The organism is Pseudomonas sp. GT1P32 (assembly GCF_054897805.1).
In genome coordinates this window covers 5516529-5539130 of record NZ_CM142704.1, presented here as the reverse complement: position 1 = coordinate 5539130, position 22602 = coordinate 5516529, and the positions used below count along the sequence as shown (strand labels likewise).

Here is a 22602-nt window from a genome sequence, read left to right as displayed (position 1 = left end):
AGTTTCTACCTCAGCTTCAGAGTGGCAAGGCCGACCAGCACGAGAATCACGGTGATGATCCAGAAACGGACGATCACGCGCGGCTCGGGCCAGCCCTTGAGTTCAAAGTGGTGGTGAATCGGTGCCATGCGGAACACACGGCGACCGGTCAGTTTAAAGGAGGCAACCTGAATGACGACTGACAGGGTCTCCATCACGAACACGCCGCCCATGATGAACAGGACGATTTCCTGACGGACGATCACCGCGATGGTGCCCAGGGCCGCGCCCAGCGCCAGCGCGCCGACGTCGCCCATGAAGACTTGTGCCGGGTAGGTGTTGAACCAGAGGAAGCCGAGGCCCGCACCGATCAACGCACCGCAGAACACGATCAGTTCACCGGCGCCGGGTACGTAAGGGATCAGCAGGTATTCGGCGAATTTCACGTTACCCGACAGGTAGCAGAAAATCCCCAAGCCACCACCGACCATCACGGTCGGCATGATCGCCAGGCCGTCGAGGCCGTCGGTCAGGTTGACCGCGTTGCTCGAACCGACGATCACGAAGTAAGTCAGCACGATGAAACCTGCGCCCAGCGGAATGCTGTAGTCCTTGAGCATTGGCAGAATCAGGGTGGTCTCGACCGGAGTCGCAGCGGTCTTGTAAAGGAAGATCGCCGCGGCGAGGCCAAACACCGACTGCCAGAAATACTTCCAGCGGCTCGGCAGGCCTTTGGAGTTTTTCTCGATGACCTTGCGATAGTCATCGACCCAGCCGATGGCACCGAACAGCAACGTCACCAGCAACACGGTCCACACATAGCGGTTGCTCAGGTCAGCCCAGAGCAAGGTGCTGACGCCGATGGACGACAGGATCAGCGCGCCCCCCATGGTCGGGGTGCCGGATTTGGACAAGTGCGATTGCGGGCCGTCGTTACGAACGGATTGACCGATCTGACGGTTCTGCAAGGTGCGGATCATCCACGGGCCATAACACAGCGACAAAACCAGCGCGGTCAGCACACCGAGAATCCCGCGCAGGGTCAGGTACTGAAAGACCGCGAAGCCTTTGTAGAACTGTTGCAGATACTCCGCTAGCAGCAGCAGCATTAATGCTTCTCCAGACTGGACCCGCACAAAGCGGCGACGATGTTTTCCATCGCAGCGCTGCGCGAGCCCTTGATCAAAATGGTGGTGTTTGTGTCTTGCTCGGCGCCGAGGGCCTTGATCAGTTCAGCCTGAGTGGTGAAGTGATAAGCCTGCTCGCCAAAAGCGTTTACGGCGTGAGTCATCAATGGCCCGACCGCGTAAAGCGCAGAAACCTTGCCACGGGCGTACTCGCCCACGTCGCGGTGCCCCTGCTCCGCCCAATCGCCCAACTCGCCGATATCCCCGAGCACCAGAACGGTGCGGCCGGAAAAGCCGGCGAGTATATCAACGGCCGCGCACATCGAGGTGGGGTTTGCGTTGTAAGTGTCATCGATCACGCGCATGCCATTGCTGGCCAGTTGCGCGACGGTGCGACCCTTGACCGGCTGCACCGCGCCGAGGCCGGTGGCAATGCCGGACAGCGACACGCCCAAGGCGTGCGCGGCAGCGGCGGCGGCCATGGCATTGGCGACGTTATGGGTGCCGAGCAGGTTCAGTTGAACGCGCTCCACACCGTCAGGGCTGTGCAGATTGAACGCCGGGCAACCGCGCGCATCGCGGTCCAGATCGCTGGCGTAGAAGTCGGCGCTGACGTTGCTCAGGGCGAAGGTCAGCACTTTGCGACCGGCGGCGCGGGTCTTCCAGATGTCGAATGCCTTGTCGTCGAGATTGAGCACGGCGATGCCATCGGCCGCCAGCCCTTCAATAATCTCGCCCTTGGCTTCCACGATTTTTTCCGGCCCGCCGAACTCGCCAACGTGGGCGGTCCCGGCGTTGTTGAGCACGGCCACGTGGGGCTTGGTCATGCCAACGGTGTAGGCAATTTCGCCGAGCCGCGAAGCACCCAGCTCGATCACGGCGGCGGTATGCTCCGGCGCGAGTTCAAGCAAGGTCAGCGGCACGCCGAGGTCATTGTTCAGGTTGCCACGGGTCGCCAACACCGGACCGCGTGTGCGCAGGATGCTCGCGAGCATTTCCTTGACCGTGGTCTTGCCGCTGGAGCCGGTAATGGCGGCTACAGGATGAGTGAACGCCGCACGGTTCATCGCCCCCAGTTGCCCAAGGGCCTGACGGGCGTCCTTGACCAGCAATTGCGGCAGCTCACTGTCGGGCACTTCGCGCTCGACCAGGGCAGCCACCGCGCCTTTGTTCGCCACGTCGTTCAGATAGTCATGGCCGTCGAAACGCGGGCCGGTCAAGGCAATAAACAGTTGGCCCGGCTTGATCGCACGGCTGTCGATGCTGACGCCATCGAACGTGGCATCGGCGATGATCAGGCGGCCGTTCAGGGCGCCGGTCAGTTCGCTCAGTTTCAAGTGTTTAAGCATGAGCCACCTCCCACGCGGTCAGTGCGTGATCAGCCTCGACCAGATCAGAGAAGTCATGACGCTGGCCGTTGATTTCCTGATAGTCCTCGTGACCTTTACCGGCCAGGACAATCACGTCATCCACCGAAGCACTGGCGATCAATTGCGCAATGGCCTGGCCACGACCGGCGACGAACGTCACGTTATCCACGTTGGTGAAACCGGCGCGGATGTCATCGAAAATCACTGCAGGGTCTTCGGTGCGCGGATTGTCATCGGTGACCAGCACGCCGTCAGCAAGACGTTCGACCACTTCAGCCATCAGCGGGCGCTTGCCGCGATCGCGATCACCGCCGCAGCCGAACAGGCACAGCAAGCGACCTTTGGCGTGCGGGCGCAGGGCCATCAATACTTTTTCCAGCGCATCAGGCGTGTGGGCATAATCGACCACTACCAGCGGCTGATTACCGCCGCCCAGGCGCTGCATGCGGCCGGCCGGGCCTTCGAGTTTTGGCAGGACCTTGAGAATTTCGTCCAGTGCGTAGTCGAGACCGAGCAAGGCGCCGACCGCTGCCAGGACGTTGCTCAGGTTGAAGCGACCGAGCAAGGTGCTGCGCAGATGATGCTCGCCTTGCGGCGTGACCAACGTGGCGCGCACGCCTTCGTCGTCGAACTGCGCTTCACGGCAAAACAGGTAGGCGCTGCTGTCGAGCAGGCTGTAGGTGATCAAGCGCGACTCGCGTTTTTCTGCCGCCAGTTGCCGACCGAATTCGTCGTCGAGGTTCACCACCCGGCATTTCAAGTCGTTCCAGGCAAACAGCTTGGCCTTGGCTTCGCCGTAGGCCTGCATGGTGCCGTGGTAATCCAGATGATCGCGGGACAGATTGGTCATCACCGCCACATCAAACGCCAATGCCGTTACACGGCCCTGATCCAGACCATGGGAAGACACTTCCATGGCCACGGCTTTGGCGCCGGCCTTTTTCAGGTCGGCGAGGGTCGCTTGCACGGCGATCGGGTTCGGCGTGGTGTGCAGCCCGCTTTCCAGCGCGCCGTAGAAACCGGTGCCCAGTGTGCCGACAATGCCGCAATGCTGGCCGAGCAAATCCAGTGCTTGCGCAACCAATTGAGTCACGCTGGTTTTGCCGTTGGTGCCGGTCACGCCGACCAGGTTCAGGTGGCGGCTCGGTTCACCGTAGAAACGCCCGGCGATATCGGACAGCTGCGCCGCCAGGCCTTTGACCGGAATCAGCGGCACGTCGGTGATCGGCAGCACGGTTGCGCCTTCGACTTCATACGCTACGGCTGCAGCACCGCGCTGCAAGGCGTCGGCAATATGCGCGCGACCGTCGAACTTGCCACCAGGAACGGCAAGAAACAGATCGCCAGCCCGCACATTGCGGCTGTCCAGTGTCAGTTCGCGGATCAACAGATCGCGGCCGGCGTGGGCGAAAATCTTGTTCAGGCTAAGAGACATCAGCCGCGCCCTCCATTGGCTTTCAGCGGAACAACCGGTGTTGCGTTGGCTTGTTGCACCGGCGGCAGGTTGTCCGGCGTGACGTTCATCAGGCGCAGGGTCCCGGACATCACTTTGCTGAACACCGGCGCCGATACCAGGCCACCGAAATAGCCGGCTTTGGTCGGTTCATCGATCACCACGACGATGGCGTATCGCGGATCGCTCATCGGGCCGAAGCCTGCGAACAGCGAGCGGTAGGAATTCTCGGCATAGCCTTTGGTGCCGACCGACGTTTTACGCGCGGTACCGGACTTGCCGCCGACGTGATACGCCGGCACTTGCGCACGGAATACACCGCGCGGTGCTTCGATCACTTGTTGCAGCATGGTTTGCATGGTCTTGGCGACAGCTTCCGGCAGCACTTGCGTGGTTTGCGGCGCCTTGTCGGTCTTGATCAGGGTCAGTGGCGCGAGGCGACCGTTGTTGGCCAGTGCCGAGAAAGCGTGGACCAACTGGATCGCGGTCACGGAAATACCGTAGCCATAGGACAGCGTGGCGGTTTCAGCCTTGCGCCATTCGCGGTAGTTCGGCAGGTTGCCCACGCGCTCGCCCGGGAAACCGAGGCCGGTGTCCTGGCCGAGGCCGACTTTCTGCGCCAGACGGAAAATGGTTTCGCCGCCGATATCGAACGCGACCTTGCTCATGCCGACGTTACTGGAGTTGATCAGAATGCCGGTCAGGTCGAGTACCGGACCTTCGGTCTTGGAAACGTCCTTGATGGTGTACTTGCCAATCTGCAGGCTGCCCGGGTACACCTCGACGGTGTCGGTCGGTTTCCAGCGGCCGGTTTCGATCGCGGCACTCATGGAGATCGCTTTCATGGTCGAACCCGGTTCGAACACGTCGATCATTGCGCGGTTACGCATCATCGCCGGCTGCAGGTTGCGACGGTTGTTCGGGTTGTAGGTCGGCTGGTTGACCATGGCGAGGATCTCGCCGGTCTTCACGTCCATGATCACCAGGCTGCCGGCTTTCGCGCCGTTCTCGATGATCGCGTTACGCAGCTCGCGGTTGGCCAGGTATTGCAGACGCAGGTCAATGGACAACGCCAAGGGCTTACCGGCCTTGGCGTTTTTGGTCACCTGAACATCTTTGATAAGTCGACCGCGCCGGTCCTTGATGACCTGCCGCTTGCCGGGGACACCGGCGAGCCATTCGTCATAGGCCAGCTCGACACCTTCACGACCGTGGTCATCAATGTCGGTAAAGCCGACCATATGAGCAGTCACTTCACCGGCCGGGTAGAAACGGCGGAACTCTTCGATGCCGTAGACGCCCGGCACTTTCAGGTCGAGCACGGACTGGCCTTGCTCAGGCGTCAGCCCGCGCACCAGATAGATAAATTCTTTATTAGCCTGCGCTTCGAGACGTTCGGCGAGGGCCTTCGGATCCTGACCCAACGCGGCCGCCAATGCTGGCCACTTCTCTTTGGCCGTTTGCATTTCCTTGGCGTTGGCCCACAGCGTGGTGACCGGGGTACTGACAGCCAAAGGCTCGCCGTTACGGTCGGTGATCAGACCACGGTGAGCCGGAATAGGAATGTGACGAACGCTGCGCGCGTCGCCCTGGCCTTTCAGGAAGGCACGGTCGACCACTTGCAGGTCAATGATGCGCCAGCAAATTGCTGTGACCATGACGCCGAGCAAGCCGACCACCAGGCGAAACCGCCATGGAAAGAGTGCGCCTTCGAGTTTCATCATGGCGCCACCATCTGCACGTCAGCGGCGCCAGGAATGTGCATCTTCAGTTGTTCGGTGGCCAGGACTTCAATGCGGCTGTGCGCAGTCCAGGTGCTCTGCTCGAGAATCAACCGGCCCCATTCCGCCTGCGCCTTGTCGCGCACGCTCAACTCGTTGTAAAGCGAGTTCAACAGCTGACGGTTCCAGTGGGCGCTGTACGACACGCCGATGGCCGACACGAGCACGCCAACAAACAGCAGCAGCATGAAAAAGCTTCCGCCGGGAAGTGGCTTGGCGAAAAGCTTGCTCACCGCAGCTTCTCCGCCACGCGCATGACGGCGCTACGGGAACGTGGGTTGGCTTTGAGTTCGGCCTCGGAGGCGGACTGCGCTTTGCCATGGATTTTGATTTTCGGTTCAAACGCGACGTGACGAACCGGCAGGTTGCGCGGCAGGTTGTCGGCTTCGCCTTTCACCAGCTTGCGCATGAACAGTTTGACGATGCGGTCTTCCAGCGAGTGAAAACTGATGACCACCAGACGGCCACCGATTTCCAGGGATTCCAGCGCGGCTTCAAGACCGGCTTCCAGATCGCCCAGTTCGTTGTTGACGTGAATACGCAGGCCCTGGAATGCACGGGTCGCAGGGTTCTTGCCCTTTTCCCATGCCGGGTTCGCGACTTTCAGGACTTCAGCCAGATCGCCGGTGCGTTCGAACGGTTTGATGTCACGACGCTCGGCCACGGCACGGGCCATGCGACCGGAGAAACGTTCTTCGCCGTATTCCTTGAACACCCGGGCGATTTCTTCCACCGGCGCGGTGTTGACGAATTCGGCAGCGCTGATCCCACGGGACGGGTCCATGCGCATGTCCAGCGGGCCATCATTGAGGAAACTGAAACCGCGCTCAGGGTCGTCGAGCTGTGGCGAAGACACGCCCAGGTCAAGCAAAACGCCGCTGACCTTGCCGGCCAGACCGCGTTCGGCGACTTCCGAACCGAGCTCGGCAAAGCTGCGCTGCACAACGACAAAGCGGCCGTCTTCGGCCGCTAGCGTCTGCCCGGTGGCAATCGCTTGAGGATCCTTGTCGAATCCCAGCAACCGACCCTCGGGACCGAGCTGGCTGAGGATCAACCGGCTGTGTCCGCCGCGCCCGAACGTGCCGTCCAGATAGCAGCCATCAGGACGTACGGCGAGAGCCTCGACGGCTTCGTCAAGCAGTACGGTGATGTGGTTAAAGCCGCTATCAATAGTCACAGGATCAAATCACGCAGTTCATCAGGCATGGCGCCCGGTTGTTGAATAGCAGCCAGGTCAGCGGCAGAAACCGCATCCCAGGCATCCTCGTCCCACAATTGGAACTTGTTCAGTTGGCCTACCAGCATCGCGCGCTTATCCAGCCGGGCATATTCACGAAGACGCGGCGGAACCAGGAAACGACCACTGCCATCGAGCTCGAGGTCGACGGCATTACCAATCAGTAAACGTTGCAGGCGGCGGTTCTCTTCGCGAAGCGAAGGCAGTGCGCGCAGTTTGGTTTCAATAATTTCCCACTCATCGAGGGGGTAAACACACAAACACGGATCAACGGCATCAATTGTGACGATCAGCTGACCGGAACTACGCGAAACGAGCTCGTCACGGTACCGGCTCGGCATGGCGAGACGGCCCTTTGCGTCGAGACTGATAGCGTTAGCTCCGCGAAACACGTCAGCGTTTCTCCAAATATTAGCGTTTTGCGTTCAAAAAACCCACTTCATGCCACTTTCCGCCACTTGCGCACACTATAGGAATGCGGCCACCGCACCGTCAAGGCGCGGATTAAAGGAAAACCCTTACAGAACTGAGATTTAGGAGCGTATTGGGAGGGGTAACGGCAATCTGGCGGATGAATTTGCTCGATAACTTGAATCAGCACAGAAGGCTGCGTTCAGAAGTTAAAGTAGTTTGTTAAGAGTAAGATTTTTTCGGTATTACAAAAGAGGTTATGCGATTGATTGTGCAGGAGGGAAATTGCCATTACGAGCGCCCTGCTCAACGATTCAAACAGGGAGGGAAAAAGGTGGAGAGTCGATCTGTAAGCCGGGTTCTGTCTTGAACAGTCATTCGTCTACGATGGCCATCACTGGACATCTTTAGCAACCTACCCGGTCCCAGCGCGGGCCACGCCTTGGGACCCTATTTGGTCTTGCTCCAAGTGGGGTTTACCTAGCCACGAACTGTTGCCAGACGTGCGGTGCGCTCTTACCGCACCTTTTCACCCTTACCGGCGCCGAAGCGCTTAGGCGGTTATTTTCTGTGGCACTTTCCGTAGGCTCACGCCTCCCAGGCATTACCTGGCACTTCGCCCTATGGAGCCCGGACTTTCCTCCCCCCCCTAATTTTCATAGAGGGCAGCGACTGTCCGATCGACTCTCCGCCGCGAAGGTTAACGGCAGAGCGGCCGAAGAACAAGCGTTAAACGCCATCAGCCACGCCTGCACGTCGGGTTTTACTCGCCCTTCTGCTTATCCAGCGCGACCTGATACAGGACATTCTTGCGTTCGCCGGTAATTTGCGCCGCCAATGCTGCGGCCCGCTTGAGCGGCATTTCTTCGAGCAACAGGTTAAGGATGCGCATGGCTTCACTGCTGACGGCATCTTCGGTCTCGGGGGCGGACCAGCCCGCCACCAACACCACGCACTCACCGCGCTGCTGATTGCTGTCCGACTCGACAAACTCGCGCAGCTCGGCCAATGGCAGGCCTTTCAGGGTTTCGAAGGTTTTGGTCAGTTCGCGCGCCAGCAACGCCGGACGCTCGCCACCGAAGACCAGCTCCATGTCTTGCAGGCATTCCAGGATCCGGTGCGGAGCCTCGTAAAAAATCAGCGTGCGCGGCTCTTCCTTTACCAGTTCCAGACGAGCCCGACGACCGACCGCCTTGGCCGGCAGGAAGCCTTCGAAGATAAAACGGTCCGACGGCAAACCCGCTGCCGACAGCGCCGCAATCAATGCACAGGCCCCCGGGACTGGCACGACATTGATTCCGGCCGCACGGGCCTGACGCACCAGGTGATAACCCGGATCGGAGATCAGCGGCGTCCCGGCGTCGGAGATCAGCGCCACATCGTCACCGGCAAGCAGGCGGGTGATAAAGCGGCTACCTTCATCCCGCTCGTTGTGCTCGTGGCAAGCCGCCAGCGGCGTGGGGATGCCGAAATGCTGCATCAACCGCTGGGAGTGACGGGTGTCTTCAGCAGCGATCAATGCCACTTCGCGCAGGATCTTCAGCGCGCGCGCACTGATGTCGTCCAGGTTGCCGATGGGCGTCGCCACCACATAAAGCGAGCCAGCAGCGGAATTCAAAGCACCTGGAGCAGTCAAAGCGCACACCTCATGATCGGTAAAAGCCGCCATTGTAGCGCGTAGCGACGTTTGCGATACGCGCAAGCAACCCCGGTTTTTTCAGGCTTCGGTGCAGTGCTGCAACATTTGTACGAGCTAAATTGATCGATTCACGCCAGTAACATCGCGCCCCGGCCAGTGCTTGGGTACAATTCCATGCTTATTTGATCGAGTATCAGGAACACTACATGATCGCTTGCCTGCGGCTGTTCACTGCCCTCTGCCTCGCTGCCTTGCTGGCGGCTTGCGCCAGCTCGCCCTCTTCCAGCCTTGGCGAACTTCCACGGACCCCGGATGCCAGTATCGAGCAACTGCTCGATCAGGCCGCCAAAAGCAAAACGCCGGAACAAGCCGCGCTGTTTCGCCTGAGTGCGGCCGACCTCGCTTATCGCCAGGGCAATGCCGGCCAGTCCGCGCAAATCCTGCAACAAGTGCCGGTCGAGCAACTCAAGCCCGGCCAACAGGTCTTCGCCAGCACGCTGGCAGCCGAACTGGCCATGGTGCGCAATCAGCCGAAAGCAGCCCTGACGGCATTGAGCCATCCAAGCCTGCAACGCCTGGGTGAACTGCCTGTCGAGCAACAGGTTCGCACCGGCACCGTGCACGCCCGCGCCCTTGAGGCCGATGGCCAGACCCTCGCCGCCGCACGGGAGCGTATTTTCATCGCGCCGATGTTGAGCGGTGAAGCGGCAGGCAAAAACCACGAAGCGATCTGGACTCTGATCGCTTCGCTGCCAACCGACCAATTGCAGCCAACCACCAAGGACGACCTCGGCGGCTGGATGGGCCTGGCGCTGGCGGTTAAAACGGCCGGCACGCTTGAGCAGCAACAAGCCGCGATCGACAACTGGCGCGCCCAGAACCCTAAACACCCGGCCGCCATCCAGCTGCCGCTGTCACTGACCAATCTCAAGGAACTGGCCAGCCAGCCTCTGAGCAAAATCGCCCTGCTGCTGCCGCAAGACGGCCCGCTGGCATCGGTCGGCAAAGCGCTTCGCGAAGGTTTCATGGCGGCGCACTACCAGGCTCAACAGGCCGGCCAGAAGCCGCCTGCCATCGAGTTCTATGACAGTTCGCGCCTGACCTCGATGGATGAGTTCTATCGCAAGGCCCAGGCCGATGGCGTTCAGTTGGTCGTCGGTCCGCTGGAAAAGCCGCTGGTCAAACAGCTCAGCACCCGTCCACAACTGCCGATCACGACCCTGGCACTGAACTACAGCGAAGGCGAACAAGGCCCGGCCCAGCTGTTCCAGTTCGGTCTTGCCGCTGAAGACGAAGCCCGCGAAGTATCCCGTCGCGCTCGCGCCGATGGCCTGCATCGCGCCGCGATCATGGTGCCGAAAGGCGAATGGGGCGACCGCGTACTCAGAGCGTTCAGCCAGGACTGGCAAGCCAACGGCGGCAGCATCGTTGCCACCGAGCGCGTTGATCAGCCGGTGCAACTGGCCCAGCAGATTGCCGACATGTTCCAGCTGCGCCAGAGCGAAGGCCGCGCCAAGAGTCTGCAAAGCACCGTCGGTTCTCAGGTCGCTGCCCAGCCTTCGCGTCGCCAGGACATCGAGTTCATCTTCCTGGCCGCCACACCTCAGCAAGCCCAGCAGATCAAACCGACCCTGAACTTCCAATACGCAGGCGATGTGCCGGTTTACGCCACGTCCCACGTATTCAGTGCCAGCGGCGACGTGAACCAGTACAACGACATGAACGGCATTCGCTTCTGCGAAACCCCATGGCTGCTGGACGCCAATGACCCGCTGCGCAAGCAAGTGACCACACAATGGCCACAAGCCGCCGGCAGCCTGGGTCGTTTGTATGCGATGGGCGTCGACGCCTACCGCCTGGCTCCGCGCCTGGGGCAACTCAAGGCGCTGCCGGACAGCCGCATCGAAGGTCAATCGGGTAGCCTGGGCATGACTCAGAACCAGCGCGTCGTGCGCCAGTTGCCGTGGGCACAGTTCGCCAACGGCCAGGTTCAACGCCTGCCGGACACCCCGCGCTGATGCCTGACAGGTCACGCCAGCAAAGCGGTAAAGATGCCGAGCGCCATGCGCTCGAGCATCTGCAACAACAGGGTCTGCGCCTGCTGGCGCAGAACTGGTTGTGTAAACGCGGCGAGCTTGATCTGGTCATGCTTGATGGCGATACAGTAGTATTCGTTGAAGTTCGCTACAGAAAAAACACTCAATGGGGTGGCGCGCTCGATAGCATCGATGAGCGCAAACGGCAGAAACTGATTTTTGCCGCGCAGTATTTTCTTCAGCGCGAGTCGCGTTGGGCCAATTCCCCTTGCCGTTTCGACGTGGTTGCCATCGACAGCAGCCTCGATCAGTTGAACTGGCTGCAGAATGCCTTCGACAGCTGATCGCGTGCGTCCCGAACCGGACACTTTCACCCGACAATTTTGCTCTTTGCTTTGCGGGCTGCACATTCATGTGCCGAGTAGCCGCGCTAATTAAGGTCACACAGATGGACATGCAATCCCGAATTCGCCAGCTTTTTCAGGCCAGTATCGACACCAAGCAAATGGCGATGGACGTACTTGCACCGCACATCGAGCAAGCCAGCCAAGTGATGGTCAACGCCCTGCTCAACGAGGGCAAAATGCTCTCCTGCGGCAACGGCGGTTCTGCGGGCGATGCCCAGCATTTCTCGTCCGAGCTGCTCAACCGCTTCGAACGTGAGCGTCCGAGCCTGCCGGCCATCGCGCTGACCACAGACAGTTCGACGATCACCTCGATCGCCAACGACTACAGCTACAACGAAATCTTCTCCAAGCAGATCCGCGCGCTCGGCCAGCCGGGCGACGTACTGCTGGCGATTTCCACCAGCGGCAACTCGGCGAACATTATTCAAGCGATCCAGGCCGCACATGATCGCGAAATGATTGTCGTAGCATTGACTGGTCGCGATGGCGGCGGCATGGCGTCGCTGCTATTGCCGGAGGACGTCGAGATTCGCGTACCGGCCAACGTCACCGCACGTATTCAGGAAGTCCACCTGCTGGCGATCCATTGCCTTTGCGATTTGATCGACAGCCAACTGTTCGGGAGTGAAGAATGACCCCTAATCGCCTAGGCCTTCTGGCCTTGACCCTGTGCCTCGGTATCAGCGGCTGCACCTCGGTGGTGAATGCCAGCCGTGAAGCGCCGATCGATGATGACCGCGGCACACGCACCTTAGGCAGCAAGATCGACGACTCCCTGATCGACACCAAGGTCGGCGTGAACATTGCCAAGGCCGACCCAGCCCTGGACAACGATTCGCACATCGTTGTCACCAGCTTCAACGGCGTCGTACTGCTCGCCGGCCAAACGCCGCGCGCAGACCTCAAGGCCAAGGCTGAACAGGCCGCCGCCGCCGTTCAGCGCGTAAAAACGGTGCACAACGAACTGCAGGTGCTGCCGCCTTCCGGCTTCCTCGCCCGCCAGAACGACACCTGGCTGACCTCCAAGATCAAGACCCAGATGCTCGCCGATGCGAACATCCCGGGCTCGCGCATCAAGGTAGTCACTGAAAACGGCATCGTCTATTTGCTGGGTCTGCTGACCAAGCAGGAAGCCGCCCAGGCGACCAATCTGGTGCAGGGTGTTTCCGGGGTACAGAAGATTGTGAAGCTGTTTGAATACATCGACTGATAATTGCTGCTCGGTGACGGCATTCTTGAGAACGCCATCACCCTTGTAGGAGCCGGCTTGCCGGCGATGGCGATTTCAAGGACGCCATCGCCGGCAAGCCAGTTACTGCAATATTGCCGTACTAAAAAAGGCGATCCTTTCGGATCGCCTTTTTTATTACTTCACCACTTTCAAACTTGGCCGACCGCTTGGGCGCGGTGGCTCACTGTCTGGCGGCGGAAGATCATCATCCGGCTCGATCTCTTCCTCGTCTTCCATAGGCGATTCCAGATCGAACACCATGCCCTGACCGTTCTCCCGGGCGTAAATGCCCAGGATCGATGCGATAGGCACGTACAGGGTGTGCGGCACACCACCGAAGCGCCCCTCGAAGCTGACCGCTTCGTTGTCCATGTGCAGATGACGCACGGCAGCCGGCGATACGTTCAGGACAATCTGTCCGTCACTGGCAAAACCCTGAGGCACCTGCACCGACGGATACTCGGAATTGACCAGCATGTGCGGGGTGCAATCGTTGTCCACAATCCACTCGTAGAGCGCGCGGACCAGATAAGGTCGACTGGAGTTCATAGCGGCTCCTTAAGCCTTAGCGCATATCGCGTTCGACACCAGACAGACTCGCCTGGAAAGCCTCACGCGCAAACGAGCGCTCCATATAATCAAGCAACGGCTTGGCGGGCCGTGGCAGTTCAATACCCAGAATCGGCAAGCGCCAGAGTATTGGTAGTAGGCAGCAATCCACCAGACTTTGTTCCTCGCTGAGGAAAAACGGCTTGTCGGCGAACAGCGGCGACACGCCAGTCAGGCTTTCGCGCAGCTCTTTACGAGCAACGACACGGGCAGCTTCCTTGGTCCGCGAATCCAGAATCAGATCCACCAGACCACACCAGTCACGCTGAATACGATGAATCAGCAAACGGCTGTTGGCACGCGCCACTGGATAAACCGGCAGCAAAGGCGGATGCGGGTAACGCTCATCCAGATATTCCATCACCACGGTCGACTCCCACAACGCCAGGTCACGATCGACCAGGGTGGGCAGGCTTCCGTAAGGGTTCACCTCAATCAGTTTAGGCGGCTGGCGGCCAGCTTCCACGTAAATGATCTCGGCGCTGACACCCTTCTCTGCAAGTACGATGCGCACTCGGTGGGAATAGTGGTCGGCGGGGTCGGAGTAACAGGCCAACCGATTGGTCACGCCCATGGCGGTCCTCCTCGCTTGTTGAAATTATCGGAAGCGGAAAAACGAGCGCGCCCAGAGGACGCCTCCCGTAACGCCTGGATCACCAGACTCGTTACACCTTCAGAGACGCCCTTGGGCGCGCGCGATTAACAGCAATTGCTTGAAACTTTATCAGTGCACATCTTTCCAGTATTCGCGCTTGAGCAAGTAGGCGAATACGAAGAAGAACGCCAGGTACAGCAAGACGTAGGTACCAATGCGCTGATGCTGCAGCTTAACCGGGTTAGCCGAGTAAGCGAGGAAGGTTACCAGATTCTTGACCTTCTCATCGAACTGCTCTTCGGTCAGAGCACCGCTCTTCGGCACGATGGTCAGCTGATCGCACGCTTCATGAGTCAGCGCGGTACCGGTCAGCGGATCATATTGCTTCTTGCCGTCTTCGACGATCTGGACCTGTTTGCAACCGACAACCTGACGACCTTGCAGGCCCACCAGGACGTTAGGCATGCCCACGTTCGGGAAAACCTTGTTGTTCACGCCCCAAGGACGCGACGGATCTTCGTAGAACGACTTCAAGTAGCCGTAGAGCCAGTCCGTACCGCGAACACGAGCCACCAGGGTCAGGTCGGGCGGTGCAGCACCGAACCAGGTCTTGGCGTCAGCCGGCTGCATGCCGATGCTCATGTGGTCGCCGATCTTGGCGCCGGTGAACACCAGCTTCGACAGCATCAGATCGTGAGGAATACCCAGATCGTCAGCAACACGCTCATAGCGCTGGAACTTGGCGCTGTGACAGCCCATGCAGTAGTTGGCGAATGTACGCGCGCCATCTTGCATGGCGGCCTTGTCGGAAACGTCGATATCGACCTTTTCCAGCTCGGGGCCACCGTGCTCGGCAGCGAAGGACAGTACAGGCAAAGCAGCAAGAATCAGTACAGCAAATAGCTTTTTCATCAGCCAGTCACCCTTTCCGGAACCGGTTTGGTCTTCTCGAGCCTGGTATAGAAAGGCATCAGAATGAAGTAGGCGAAGTACAGGAAAGTACACACCTGCGACAGCAACGTACGGCCTGGAGTCGGCGCCAGAACACCCAGCACGCCCAGAATCACGAACGATATGCAGAACACCCAAAGCCAGATCTTGCTTAGCCAGCCCTTGTAACGCATCGACTTGACCGGGCTACGGTCCAGCCATGGCAGGACGAACAGTACAGCGATGGCCGCACCCATGGCGATAACGCCCAGGAGCTTGTCCGGAACCGCCCGCAGAATCGCGTAGAACGGTGTGAAGTACCAGACCGGAGCAATGTGCTCTGGGGTCTTGAACGCGTTCGCCACTTCAAAGTTCGGCTTCTCGAGGAAGTAGCCGCCCATTTCCGGGAAGAAGAACACGATCGAGCAGAAGATGAACAGGAACACCACCACGCCGACGATATCTTTCACGGTGTAGTACGGGTGGAAGGCAATGCCGTCCAGCGGTACGCCGTTTTCGTCTTTGTATTTCTTGATGTCCACGCCGTCCGGGTTGTTCGAGCCGACTTCGTGCAGCGCCAGAACGTGCAGCACCACCAGACCGAGAATCACGATCGGCAGGGCAACAACGTGCAGGGCGAAGAAGCGGTTCAGCGTGATACCGGAAATCAGGTAGTCACCACGGATCCACTGAGTCAGGTCGTTACCGATGACCGGGATCGCACCGAACAGCGAGATGATCACCTGGGCACCCCAGTAGGACATCTGGCCCCACGGCAGCAGGTAACCCATGAAGGCTTCCGCCATCAGCGCCAGGTAGATCAGCATGCCGAACACCCACACCAGCTCACGCGGCTTCTGGTACGAACCGTAGAGCAAGCCACGGAACATGTGCAGATAGACCACGATGAAGAACGCCGAAGCGCCGGTGGAGTGCAGCAGACGCAGGATCGAGCCGTACTCGACGTCGCGCATGATGTATTCGACGGAAGCAAACGCTTCTTCCGCCGACGGGGTGTAGCTCATGGTCAGCCAGACACCGGTAACGATCTGGTTGACCAGAACGAGCAGCGCCAGGGAACCAAAGAAGTAGAAGAAGTTGAAGTTCTTCGGGGCGTAGTACTTGCTGAGATGGTCTTCCCACATTTTGGTCGCGGGAAAGCGCGCATCAACCCAATCCATGAACTTGCTCATCACGCTTTCTCCGTATCGACGCCAATGACAATAATCTCATCGGTCTCATAGGAATGCGGGGGAACTGGCAGGTTCAAAGGCGCAGGTTGCGACTTGTAGACGCGGCCAGCCAGATCGTAGTGGGAACCGTGGCACGGGCAGAAATAGCCGCCTACCCAGTCCTTGCCCAGATCAGCAGGTGCCACTTCAGGACGGAAGGTCGGCGAGCAACCCAGGTGCGTACAGATACCGATCAGCAGCAGAACCTCTGGCTTGATCGAACGCGTTTCCGGGTCGACATAGGTCGGTTGTGTCGAGTTCTTGGAGGTCGGGTCAGCCAGCTGGCCCTCGATCTTTTTCAGATTCCCCAGGATTTCCACGGTACGGCGGACAATGAACACCGGCTGACCGCGCCACTCAGCAATCATCTGCTGGCCTGGCTCGATTTTGCTGACATTCACTTTCACCGGTGCACCTGCGGCTTTCGCCTTGGCACTGGGAAACCATGACCCCACGAACGGGACCGCAGCCCCCACCGCTCCTGCAGCACCCACCACGGATGTGGCTGCTACCAAGAAGCGACGCCGGCCTGCATTCACGCCGTCATTGCTCATTCAGTCCTCTCCCATCAGCTTTGTGGCCTGTTAAATCAGGCATCTACTAAGTAAAACTATGTACTTATAAAAATTTTGCCGAATGGTAATGAAAAGCCCCAATTCTGACAAGGTAATTACCGAAGGGCTCCACTGCCAAGCCTTGTAGTATAGGGGCTCTGCGGATGTGGCAAGTTGTCACAGAGCAATTCTTTGATAAATCGCACCCATAAAAAAACGCCCAGCTCCGTGAGGAAACTGGGCGTTCTTTTTGAACGTGAAAGCGAATTAACGCTTCGAGTACTGCGGACGCTTACGCGCTTTACGCAGACCGACTTTCTTACGTTCAACTTCACGGGCGTCGCGGGTAACGAAGCCAGCTTTGCGCAGAGCGCCACGCAGGGTTTCGTCGTAGTCCATCAGAGCGCGAGTGATGCCGTGGCGGATTGCGCCAGCTTGACCACTTACACCACCGCCGATCACGGTGACGTAGATGTCGAACTTCTCGACAGTCTCAGTCAATTCCAGCGGCTGACGAACTACCATGCGGGCAGTTTCGCGGCCGAAGAAATTATCCAGCGAACGGTTGTTGATGGAGATGTTACCAGTACCCGGACGCAGGAAAACGCGTGCGGTTGCGGTCTTGCGACGGCCAGTGCCGTAATTTTGAGTCGCCGACATAATGAACTATTCCGTTAAAACTTCAGTTCTTGGGGCTGCTGAGCAGTATGAGGGTGTACAGCGCCCGCATAGACTTTCAGCTTACGATACATGTCGCGACCCAGCGGGTTCTTAGGCAGCATGCCTTTGACCGCGGTCTCGATCACGCGCTCAGGGGCTTTAGCGATCAGCTTTTCGAAGTTGATCGACTTGATGCCGCCCGGGAAACCGGAGTGGGAGTAGTAGATTTTGTCGGTGGTTTTAGCACCGGTTACACGAATCTGCTCGGCATTGATAACGACGATGTAATCGCCGGTGTCAACGTGAGGAGTGTACTCAGCTTTATGCTTGCCACGCAGACGGCTCGCGATTTCGGTGGCCAGACGACCCAGGGTCTGACCTGCAGCGTCGACGACAAACCAGTCGCGCTGTACTGTTTCCGGTTTAGCAGTAAAAGTTTTCATTCTTTATAGCCTCAGGGGCCGCCCTGTAAATTAGACGGCGGATCTTACTGAATAGTGCGTACTTTGACAAGTCAAAGGCAGCCGGATACAGACGCTTTCGGGGGCTCGGGTCGGCGCGTCCGTTCAACGGCAAGATTCTTCGGCGGCGGCGCATCACTTCCACTGCAGAAAGAGGTGCGCAATTATGCAGATTGCGAAAAATATTTCAACCTGCTTTTATGATTGTTTTGCCCAAGGAGCACCCGATGGACTATCGACAGCTAGGCCGAACCAATCTGAACGTGAGCGCCATCTGCCTCGGAACCATGACCTGGGGCGAGCAAAACAGTGAAGCTGAAGCCTTCGCTCAGATTGAACGGGCCAAAAGCGCCGGGATCAATTTCATCGACACCGCCGAGATGTACCCGGTACCACCGAAAGCTGAAACCTACGCCACCACCGAGCGCTACATCGGCAATTACTTCAAAAGCCGCGGTGATCGCGCCGACTGGATCCTGGCCAGCAAGATCGCCGGTCCTGGCAACACCATCGACTACATCCGCGACAAAAACCTGCGCCACAACCGCCAGCACATCACCGAAGCCGTGGATGCGAGCCTCAAGCGCCTGCAGACCGACTACATCGACCTCTATCAATTGCACTGGCCGGAGCGCAGCACCAATTTCTTCGGTCAACTGGGCTACAAACACAAGAGCGAAGCGAACCTGACGCCGCTGGAGGACACCCTCGAAGCGTTGGACGAACAGGTCAAGGCCGGCAAGATCCGCCACATCGGTCTGTCCAACGAAACACCGTGGGGCACCATGCGTTTCCTGGCGCTGGCCGAAGCCCGTGGCTGGCCGCGTGCAGTGTCGATCCAGAACCCGTACAACCTGCTCAACCGCAGTTTCGAAGTCGGCCTGGCGGAAATCGCCATCCGCGAACAGTGCGGCCTGCTGGCCTATTCGCCGCTGGCGTTCGGTTTCCTGTCGGGCAAGTACGAAGGTGGCGCGCGTCCGCCGAAAGGTCGCCTGAGCCTCTACAGCCGCTTCAGCCGCTATTTCAATCCACAGTCGGAAGCCGCCTGCAGCCGTTACGTGGCACTGGCCCGCGAGCACGGTCTGGACCCGGCGCAAATGGCCTTGGCGTTTGTGACGCAGCAGCCGTTCGTAACCAGCAACATCATCGGCGCAACGACGCTGGAACAGCTGGACAGCAACATTGCCAGCTTCGAGCTGAAACTTTCCGATGAAGTGCTGGCGGGGATTGAGGCGATCCACAAGGATCACCCGAATCCAGCACCGTAACCCGCACATGTAGGAGCTGGCTTGCCAGCGATCAAAGACGACGCGGTGCCGCGCCGAACCGATCGCCGGCAAGCCGGCTCCTACAATGATCTGGCGATAATCTCCTTCATGATTTCGTTGGTGCCCGCATAAATCCGCTGCACCCGCGCATCCGCCCACGCCCGGGCGATCGGGTATTCCCACATGAACCCGTAGCCGCCATGCAACTGCACGCACTCGTCGAGCACCTTGCATTGCAGGTCCGTGCCCCAGTACTTGGCCATCGCCGCCGTCGGCACATCGAGCTTGCCTTGCAGGTGCAGCTCCAGGCAGCGATCGACGAAGACCCGGCCAATCTGGATTTCAGTCGCCATCTCCGCCAGCTTGAAACGGGTGTTCTGGAAGTCGGCAATCGCCTTGCCGAACGCCTTGCGCTCGCGGGTGTATTCCAGCGTCCATTGCAGCGCAGCCTCAGCCGATGCCAGTCCGCCAACAGCAACCGTCAGACGCTCTTGCGGCAATTCCTGCATCAGATACGCAAACCCCATCCCGGCCTGGCCCAACAGGTTTTCTTTCGGCACGCGAACATCCTGGAAGAACAGCTCCGAGGTGTCCTGCGCTTTCATGCCGACTTTTTCCAGGCGCTTGCCCTTGGCAAAACCCGGTGTGTCGGCCTCGACCAGAAACAGGCTGGTGCCCTTCGCGCCCGCCTTCGGATCGGTCTTGGCCACGACAATCACCAGGTCCGCGAGATAGCCGTTGGTGATGAACGTCTTCGAACCGTTGATCACATATTCATCGCCATCGAGCACCGCCGTGGTTTTCACCCCTTGCAGGTCGGAACCGGCACCCGGCTCGGTCATGGCAATCGCGGTGACCATCTCGCCGGACACCAGTTTTGGCAGGTATTTGTGTTTCAGCGTTTCGCTGCCGTAATGCAGGATGTACGGCGCGACGATGTCGGAATGCAGGGAAAAACCGATCCCGGTCAGCCCCAGACGACCCACCTCTTCGATCACCACCGCACTGTAGAGAAAATCCGCTCCCAGCCCGCCGTACTCTTCCGGCAGGTGCGAACAGAGCATCCCCGCCTCCCCTGCCTTGTTCCAGAGCTGGCGGTCGATATAGCCTTGTTTTTCCCATTGCCCATGAAACGGCACAGCCTCTTTTTCGAGGAAGGTTCGCACGCTGTCGCGAAAAAGTTCGTGCTCGGAACTGAACAAGGTTCTGGGGATCATGCGGCACCTGTCGTTATTGTTAGAAGGAATAGACCTTCAGAGACTAAGCCTCGCTTCCGATACAGGACACTGGACACATCCGACAAAAAATAAGACGATCCAGCCGTCTGGTGACCACTTTCCCCTATAAGAATAAAGTTGAATTATGTCTAACCAAGTCTCCACGCCCTTGCGGCGCGTCAGCATCCTGGCTATCGACCGGGTTTTCGCTTCCACCCTCATGCAAGCCAAGGATTTCTTCCACCTGGCCAGCCTGCGTTACGGCAAACAACTGGGCCAGGGCCTGACACCCGCGTTCGAAACGCGCCTGGTCAGCCCCGACGGCAAACCGGTCAACAGCTTCAGCGACGTGATCATGCCGGTGGACGGCGGCCTGGAAAACGCTGACGTCATCATCCTCCCGGCGTTCTGGGACGATTTCGAAACCCTTTGCCAACGTTACCCACAGATCCTGCCGTGGTTGCGCCAGCAGCATGCGCGCGGGGCAGTACTGTGCGGCGAGGCCACCGGGGTGTTCTGGCTCGCGGAAGCCGGGTTGCTCGACGGCAAGGAAGCGACCACTTACTGGCGCTTCTTCAACGCGTTTGCCGAGCGCTTCCCGAGGGTTTATCTCAATCAGGACAAACACCTGACCGACGCCGACAACCTCTATTGCGCCGGCGGCACCACGTCGGCGTGCGACCTCTATATCTACCTGATCGAGCGTTTCTGCGGCGCCAACGTGGCCCAGGCCGTGGCCCGCGACATTCTCTATGAAGTGCAGCGCAGCTACTCGCCGGGACGCATCGGCTTCGGTGGCCAGAAGCTGCACCAGGACGTGATCATCCTGCAGATCCAGCACTGGCTCGAAGAGCACTTCGCCGACAAGTTTCGCTTCGAAGACGTTGCGCGCGAGCATGGCATGAGCATCCGCAACTTCATGCGCCGCTTCCAGACCGCCACCGGCGACAAGCCGCTGCATTACCTGCAACGCCTGCGCATTGAAACGGCAAAGGGCTTGCTGTCCGGCAGTCGCAAGAGCATCAAGACCATCAGTTATGAAGTCGGTTACGACGATGCGAGCTTCTTTGCGCGACTGTTCCGCCAGCACACTGAGTTGTCGCCGAACCAGTATCGGCAGCAGTTTCAGCAAGCGGCGTAAAACCCCGCAAACCCTGTAGGAGCACAGCTTGCTAGCGATGGCGCCCTTGAGATAGCCATCGCCGGCAAGCCGTGCTCCTACAGGGGATCTGCAACGCAAAAAAAAGGCCTGCAATTGCAGGCCTTTTTCATTTTCCGAAATTTCCTACGGCTTGTGTGCCCGGGACAGGAATTCGTGGGATTGCATTTCCAGTAGACGGCTGAGGGTGCGCTGGAACTCGAAGTTCAGGCGACCACCGGTGTAGAGGTCTTTGAGCTCGACTTCGGCTGAAATGATCAGCTTCACGTTACGGTCGTAGAACTCGTCGACCATGTTGATAAAGCGTCGGGCGATGTCGTCGGTGGTGACGCTCATCTGCTCGACACCGCTGAGCAGCACGGCGTGGAAGATCTTGCCCAGTTCGATGTAATCGTTCTGGCTGCGCGGGCCGTCGCAGAGCTCACGGAAGTCGAACCAGGCCACGTCATCGCAGGTGCGCAAGGCACGGATTTCGCGGTTCTCGATCATCAACACATCGTTCTCGATGGCCGCCGTGCATTCCGGCGTCAGGGCGCGGAAGCTCTTGCGCAGGCTTTCGTGGGACGCGTCGTCGAGCGGGAAATGGAACAGTTCCGCTTGCTCGAGGTGACGCAGACGATAATCGACGCCGCTGTCGACGTTGACGATCTCGGTGTTCTGCTTGATCAGCGCGATGGCCGGCAGGAAGCGCGCACGCTGCAAACCGTCCTTGTACAAACCGTCTGGGACGATGTTCGAAGTGGCGACCAGGGTCACGCCGTTCTTGAACAGCTCTTCCATCAGCGTGCCGAGAATCATCGCGTCGGTGATGTCGGAGACGAAGAATTCATCGAAACAGATCACTCGCGATTCGTCGGAGAAACGCTTGGCGATGATGGTCAGCGGGTTTTTCTCGCCGCCGAGGGTCTTCATCTCTTCGTGCACACGCTTCATGAAGCGGTGGAAGTGAGTCCGGGTCTTTTCCTTGAACGGCAGCGCTTCGAAGAAGGTGTCGACCAGGTAAGTCTTGCCACGGCCTACGCCGCCCCAGAAATACAGGCCCTTGACCGGCGCCTGTTCTTTCTTGCCAAACAGTTTGCCGAGCAGGCCCGGTTTGTTCTGCGAGGCCGCGACCAGATCGTCGTACAGGCGCTGCAAATGGCGCACGGCGGTTTCCTGCGCGGCGTCATGGAAGAATTCCGGGCGTTTCAGATCAGCTTGATATCGTTCTAGGGGCGTCATAATTCGTTAGCAAGGCAACAAAAAC

At 59.1% G+C, this 22602-nt stretch carries 23 protein-coding genes and 1 other RNA gene; 6 read left to right on the top strand and 18 right to left on the bottom strand.

Annotation, left to right across the window (positions count from 1 at the left end):
- Positions 1-5 precede the first annotated feature (5 nt).
- The 9 genes from mraY to rsmI form a co-directional block, all read right to left on the bottom strand.
- A complete protein-coding gene (gene mraY / locus ACYZUC_RS25465) occupies positions 6-1088 on the bottom strand; it encodes a phospho-N-acetylmuramoyl-pentapeptide-transferase (protein WP_407011670.1) in 1083 nt (360 codons plus the stop codon).
- On the bottom strand, positions 1088-2455 hold the full coding sequence (locus ACYZUC_RS25460) for a UDP-N-acetylmuramoyl-tripeptide--D-alanyl-D-alanine ligase (protein ID WP_461991142.1): 1368 nt from the start codon (positions 2453-2455) through the stop codon (positions 1088-1090). The genes mraY and ACYZUC_RS25460 overlap by 1 nt, the downstream gene beginning before the upstream one ends.
- Positions 2448-3911: a UDP-N-acetylmuramoyl-L-alanyl-D-glutamate--2,6-diaminopimelate ligase gene (locus ACYZUC_RS25455; protein WP_461991140.1), complete on the bottom strand. Its 1464-nt coding sequence runs from the start codon at positions 3909-3911 to the stop codon at positions 2448-2450. Before ACYZUC_RS25455 ends, ACYZUC_RS25460 begins: the two co-directional genes overlap by 8 nt.
- Positions 3911-5650 carry a peptidoglycan D,D-transpeptidase FtsI family protein gene (locus ACYZUC_RS25450; protein WP_461996762.1) on the bottom strand — a complete coding sequence of 580 codons (1740 nt, stop codon included), beginning with the start codon at positions 5648-5650 and terminating at the stop codon, positions 3911-3913. Before ACYZUC_RS25450 ends, ACYZUC_RS25455 begins: the two co-directional genes overlap by 1 nt.
- Entirely contained in the window at positions 5650-5943 is a 294-nt protein-coding gene (gene ftsL, locus ACYZUC_RS25445; RefSeq protein WP_032828607.1) for a cell division protein FtsL, read from the bottom strand. Before ftsL ends, ACYZUC_RS25450 begins: the two co-directional genes overlap by 1 nt.
- Entirely contained in the window at positions 5940-6887 is a 948-nt protein-coding gene (gene rsmH / locus ACYZUC_RS25440; protein WP_008037287.1) for a 16S rRNA (cytosine(1402)-N(4))-methyltransferase RsmH, read from the bottom strand. Before rsmH ends, ftsL begins: the two co-directional genes overlap by 4 nt.
- A complete protein-coding gene (gene mraZ, locus ACYZUC_RS25435) occupies positions 6884-7339 on the bottom strand; it encodes a division/cell wall cluster transcriptional repressor MraZ (RefSeq protein WP_008025967.1) in 456 nt (151 codons plus the stop codon). The genes rsmH and mraZ overlap by 4 nt, the downstream gene beginning before the upstream one ends.
- A gap of 353 nt (positions 7340-7692) precedes the next feature.
- Positions 7693-8046: RNase P RNA component class A (gene rnpB, locus ACYZUC_RS25430), an RNA gene on the bottom strand.
- Between the two features lie 75 nt (positions 8047-8121).
- Complete coding sequence (gene rsmI / locus ACYZUC_RS25425) at positions 8122-9027, bottom strand: 16S rRNA (cytidine(1402)-2'-O)-methyltransferase (RefSeq protein WP_161990822.1); 906 nt, start codon at positions 9025-9027, stop codon at positions 8122-8124.
- A 176-nt stretch (positions 9028-9203) separates the two neighbouring features.
- On the opposite strand from rsmI, the gene ACYZUC_RS25420 reads away from it, so the two are divergent.
- The 4 genes from ACYZUC_RS25420 to ACYZUC_RS25405 all read left to right on the top strand — a co-directional run bounded on the left by ACYZUC_RS25420 (position 9204) and on the right by ACYZUC_RS25405 (position 12650).
- On the top strand, positions 9204-11015 hold the full coding sequence (locus tag ACYZUC_RS25420) for a penicillin-binding protein activator (RefSeq protein ID WP_461991138.1): 1812 nt from the start codon (positions 9204-9206) through the stop codon (positions 11013-11015).
- A complete protein-coding gene (locus ACYZUC_RS25415) occupies positions 11015-11377 on the top strand; it encodes a YraN family protein (protein WP_008025963.1) in 363 nt (120 codons plus the stop codon). Before ACYZUC_RS25420 ends, ACYZUC_RS25415 begins: the two co-directional genes overlap by 1 nt.
- A gap of 104 nt (positions 11378-11481) precedes the next feature.
- The gene (locus tag ACYZUC_RS25410) at positions 11482-12075 is read left to right on the top strand and encodes a phosphoheptose isomerase (RefSeq protein WP_008025961.1); all 594 of its coding nucleotides are present in this window, start codon (positions 11482-11484) and stop codon (positions 12073-12075) included.
- Entirely contained in the window at positions 12072-12650 is a 579-nt protein-coding gene (locus ACYZUC_RS25405; protein ID WP_461991135.1) for a BON domain-containing protein, read from the top strand. Before ACYZUC_RS25410 ends, ACYZUC_RS25405 begins: the two co-directional genes overlap by 4 nt.
- A 156-nt stretch (positions 12651-12806) precedes the next feature.
- Here ACYZUC_RS25405 and ACYZUC_RS25400 read toward each other — a convergent pair whose 3' ends face one another.
- From ACYZUC_RS25400 to rplM, 7 genes are all read right to left on the bottom strand, one after another.
- Positions 12807-13220, bottom strand: coding sequence for a ClpXP protease specificity-enhancing factor (locus ACYZUC_RS25400; protein WP_008037283.1), 414 nt, complete (start codon positions 13218-13220; stop codon positions 12807-12809).
- A 16-nt stretch (positions 13221-13236) separates the two neighbouring features.
- Positions 13237-13854 carry a glutathione S-transferase N-terminal domain-containing protein gene (locus tag ACYZUC_RS25395; RefSeq protein WP_007905304.1) on the bottom strand — a complete coding sequence of 206 codons (618 nt, stop codon included), beginning with the start codon at positions 13852-13854 and terminating at the stop codon, positions 13237-13239.
- A 150-nt stretch (positions 13855-14004) separates the two neighbouring features.
- The gene (locus ACYZUC_RS25390; RefSeq protein WP_008025956.1) at positions 14005-14787 is read right to left on the bottom strand and encodes a cytochrome c1; all 783 of its coding nucleotides are present in this window, start codon (positions 14785-14787) and stop codon (positions 14005-14007) included.
- The gene (locus tag ACYZUC_RS25385; RefSeq protein WP_007943720.1) at positions 14787-15998 is read right to left on the bottom strand and encodes a cytochrome b; all 1212 of its coding nucleotides are present in this window, start codon (positions 15996-15998) and stop codon (positions 14787-14789) included. Before ACYZUC_RS25385 ends, ACYZUC_RS25390 begins: the two co-directional genes overlap by 1 nt.
- Positions 15998-16591, bottom strand: coding sequence for a ubiquinol-cytochrome c reductase iron-sulfur subunit (gene petA / locus ACYZUC_RS25380; RefSeq protein ID WP_461991131.1), 594 nt, complete (start codon positions 16589-16591; stop codon positions 15998-16000). Before petA ends, ACYZUC_RS25385 begins: the two co-directional genes overlap by 1 nt.
- Positions 16592-16858: 267 nt before the next feature.
- On the bottom strand, positions 16859-17251 hold the full coding sequence (gene rpsI, locus ACYZUC_RS25375; RefSeq protein WP_003205364.1) for a 30S ribosomal protein S9: 393 nt from the start codon (positions 17249-17251) through the stop codon (positions 16859-16861).
- Between the two features lie 14 nt (positions 17252-17265).
- On the bottom strand, positions 17266-17694 hold the full coding sequence (gene rplM, locus ACYZUC_RS25370) for a 50S ribosomal protein L13 (RefSeq protein WP_007905295.1): 429 nt from the start codon (positions 17692-17694) through the stop codon (positions 17266-17268).
- Between the two features lie 245 nt (positions 17695-17939).
- Here rplM and ACYZUC_RS25365 point away from each other — a divergent pair, with 245 nt between their 5' ends.
- A complete protein-coding gene (locus ACYZUC_RS25365; RefSeq protein WP_008025952.1) occupies positions 17940-18980 on the top strand; it encodes an NADP(H)-dependent aldo-keto reductase in 1041 nt (346 codons plus the stop codon).
- 80 nt (positions 18981-19060) lie between these two features.
- Here ACYZUC_RS25365 and ACYZUC_RS25360 read toward each other — a convergent pair whose 3' ends face one another.
- The gene (locus tag ACYZUC_RS25360; RefSeq protein WP_008025951.1) at positions 19061-20197 is read right to left on the bottom strand and encodes an acyl-CoA dehydrogenase family protein; all 1137 of its coding nucleotides are present in this window, start codon (positions 20195-20197) and stop codon (positions 19061-19063) included.
- 244 nt (positions 20198-20441) lie between these two features.
- Here ACYZUC_RS25360 and ACYZUC_RS25355 point away from each other — a divergent pair, with 244 nt between their 5' ends.
- The gene (locus ACYZUC_RS25355; protein WP_177318159.1) at positions 20442-21338 is read left to right on the top strand and encodes a GlxA family transcriptional regulator; all 897 of its coding nucleotides are present in this window, start codon (positions 20442-20444) and stop codon (positions 21336-21338) included.
- Positions 21339-21482: 144 nt separating this feature from the next.
- Here the strand turns inward: ACYZUC_RS25355 and zapE are convergent, their stop codons facing one another.
- The gene (zapE, locus tag ACYZUC_RS25350) at positions 21483-22577 is read right to left on the bottom strand and encodes a cell division protein ZapE (protein ID WP_461991128.1); all 1095 of its coding nucleotides are present in this window, start codon (positions 22575-22577) and stop codon (positions 21483-21485) included.
- Positions 22578-22602 lie beyond the last annotated feature (25 nt).

Excerpts from the sequence above, each read along its gene's own strand:
- mraY (WP_407011670.1), bottom strand. The coding sequence starts at position 1,088 with ATGCTGCTGCTGCTAGCGGAGTATCTGCAACAGTTCTACAAAGGCTTC.
- ACYZUC_RS25460 (WP_461991142.1), bottom strand. The coding sequence starts at position 2,455 with ATGCTTAAACACTTGAAACTGAGCGAACTGACCGGCGCCCTGAACGGC.
- ACYZUC_RS25455 (WP_461991140.1), bottom strand. The coding sequence starts at position 3,911 with ATGTCTCTTAGCCTGAACAAGATTTTCGCCCACGCCGGCCGCGATCTG.
- ACYZUC_RS25450 (WP_461996762.1), bottom strand. The coding sequence starts at position 5,650 with ATGAAACTCGAAGGCGCACTCTTTCCATGGCGGTTTCGCCTGGTGGTC.
- rsmI (WP_161990822.1), bottom strand. The coding sequence starts at position 9,027 with ATGGCGGCTTTTACCGATCATGAGGTGTGCGCTTTGACTGCTCCAGGT.
- ACYZUC_RS25420 (WP_461991138.1), top strand. The coding sequence starts at position 9,204 with ATGATCGCTTGCCTGCGGCTGTTCACTGCCCTCTGCCTCGCTGCCTTG.
- ACYZUC_RS25415 (WP_008025963.1), top strand. The coding sequence starts at position 11,015 with ATGCCTGACAGGTCACGCCAGCAAAGCGGTAAAGATGCCGAGCGCCAT.
- ACYZUC_RS25410 (WP_008025961.1), top strand. The coding sequence starts at position 11,482 with ATGGACATGCAATCCCGAATTCGCCAGCTTTTTCAGGCCAGTATCGAC.
- ACYZUC_RS25405 (WP_461991135.1), top strand. The coding sequence starts at position 12,072 with ATGACCCCTAATCGCCTAGGCCTTCTGGCCTTGACCCTGTGCCTCGGT.
- ACYZUC_RS25400 (WP_008037283.1), bottom strand. The coding sequence starts at position 13,220 with ATGAACTCCAGTCGACCTTATCTGGTCCGCGCGCTCTACGAGTGGATT.
- ACYZUC_RS25395 (WP_007905304.1), bottom strand. The coding sequence starts at position 13,854 with ATGGGCGTGACCAATCGGTTGGCCTGTTACTCCGACCCCGCCGACCAC.
- ACYZUC_RS25390 (WP_008025956.1), bottom strand. The coding sequence starts at position 14,787 with ATGAAAAAGCTATTTGCTGTACTGATTCTTGCTGCTTTGCCTGTACTG.
- ACYZUC_RS25385 (WP_007943720.1), bottom strand. The coding sequence starts at position 15,998 with ATGAGCAAGTTCATGGATTGGGTTGATGCGCGCTTTCCCGCGACCAAA.
- petA (WP_461991131.1), bottom strand. The coding sequence starts at position 16,591 with ATGAGCAATGACGGCGTGAATGCAGGCCGGCGTCGCTTCTTGGTAGCA.
- rpsI (WP_003205364.1), bottom strand. The coding sequence starts at position 17,251 with ATGTCGGCGACTCAAAATTACGGCACTGGCCGTCGCAAGACCGCAACC.
- rplM (WP_007905295.1), bottom strand. The coding sequence starts at position 17,694 with ATGAAAACTTTTACTGCTAAACCGGAAACAGTACAGCGCGACTGGTTT.
- ACYZUC_RS25365 (WP_008025952.1), top strand. The coding sequence starts at position 17,940 with ATGGACTATCGACAGCTAGGCCGAACCAATCTGAACGTGAGCGCCATC.
- ACYZUC_RS25360 (WP_008025951.1), bottom strand. The coding sequence starts at position 20,197 with ATGATCCCCAGAACCTTGTTCAGTTCCGAGCACGAACTTTTTCGCGAC.
- zapE (WP_461991128.1), bottom strand. The coding sequence starts at position 22,577 with ATGACGCCCCTAGAACGATATCAAGCTGATCTGAAACGCCCGGAATTC.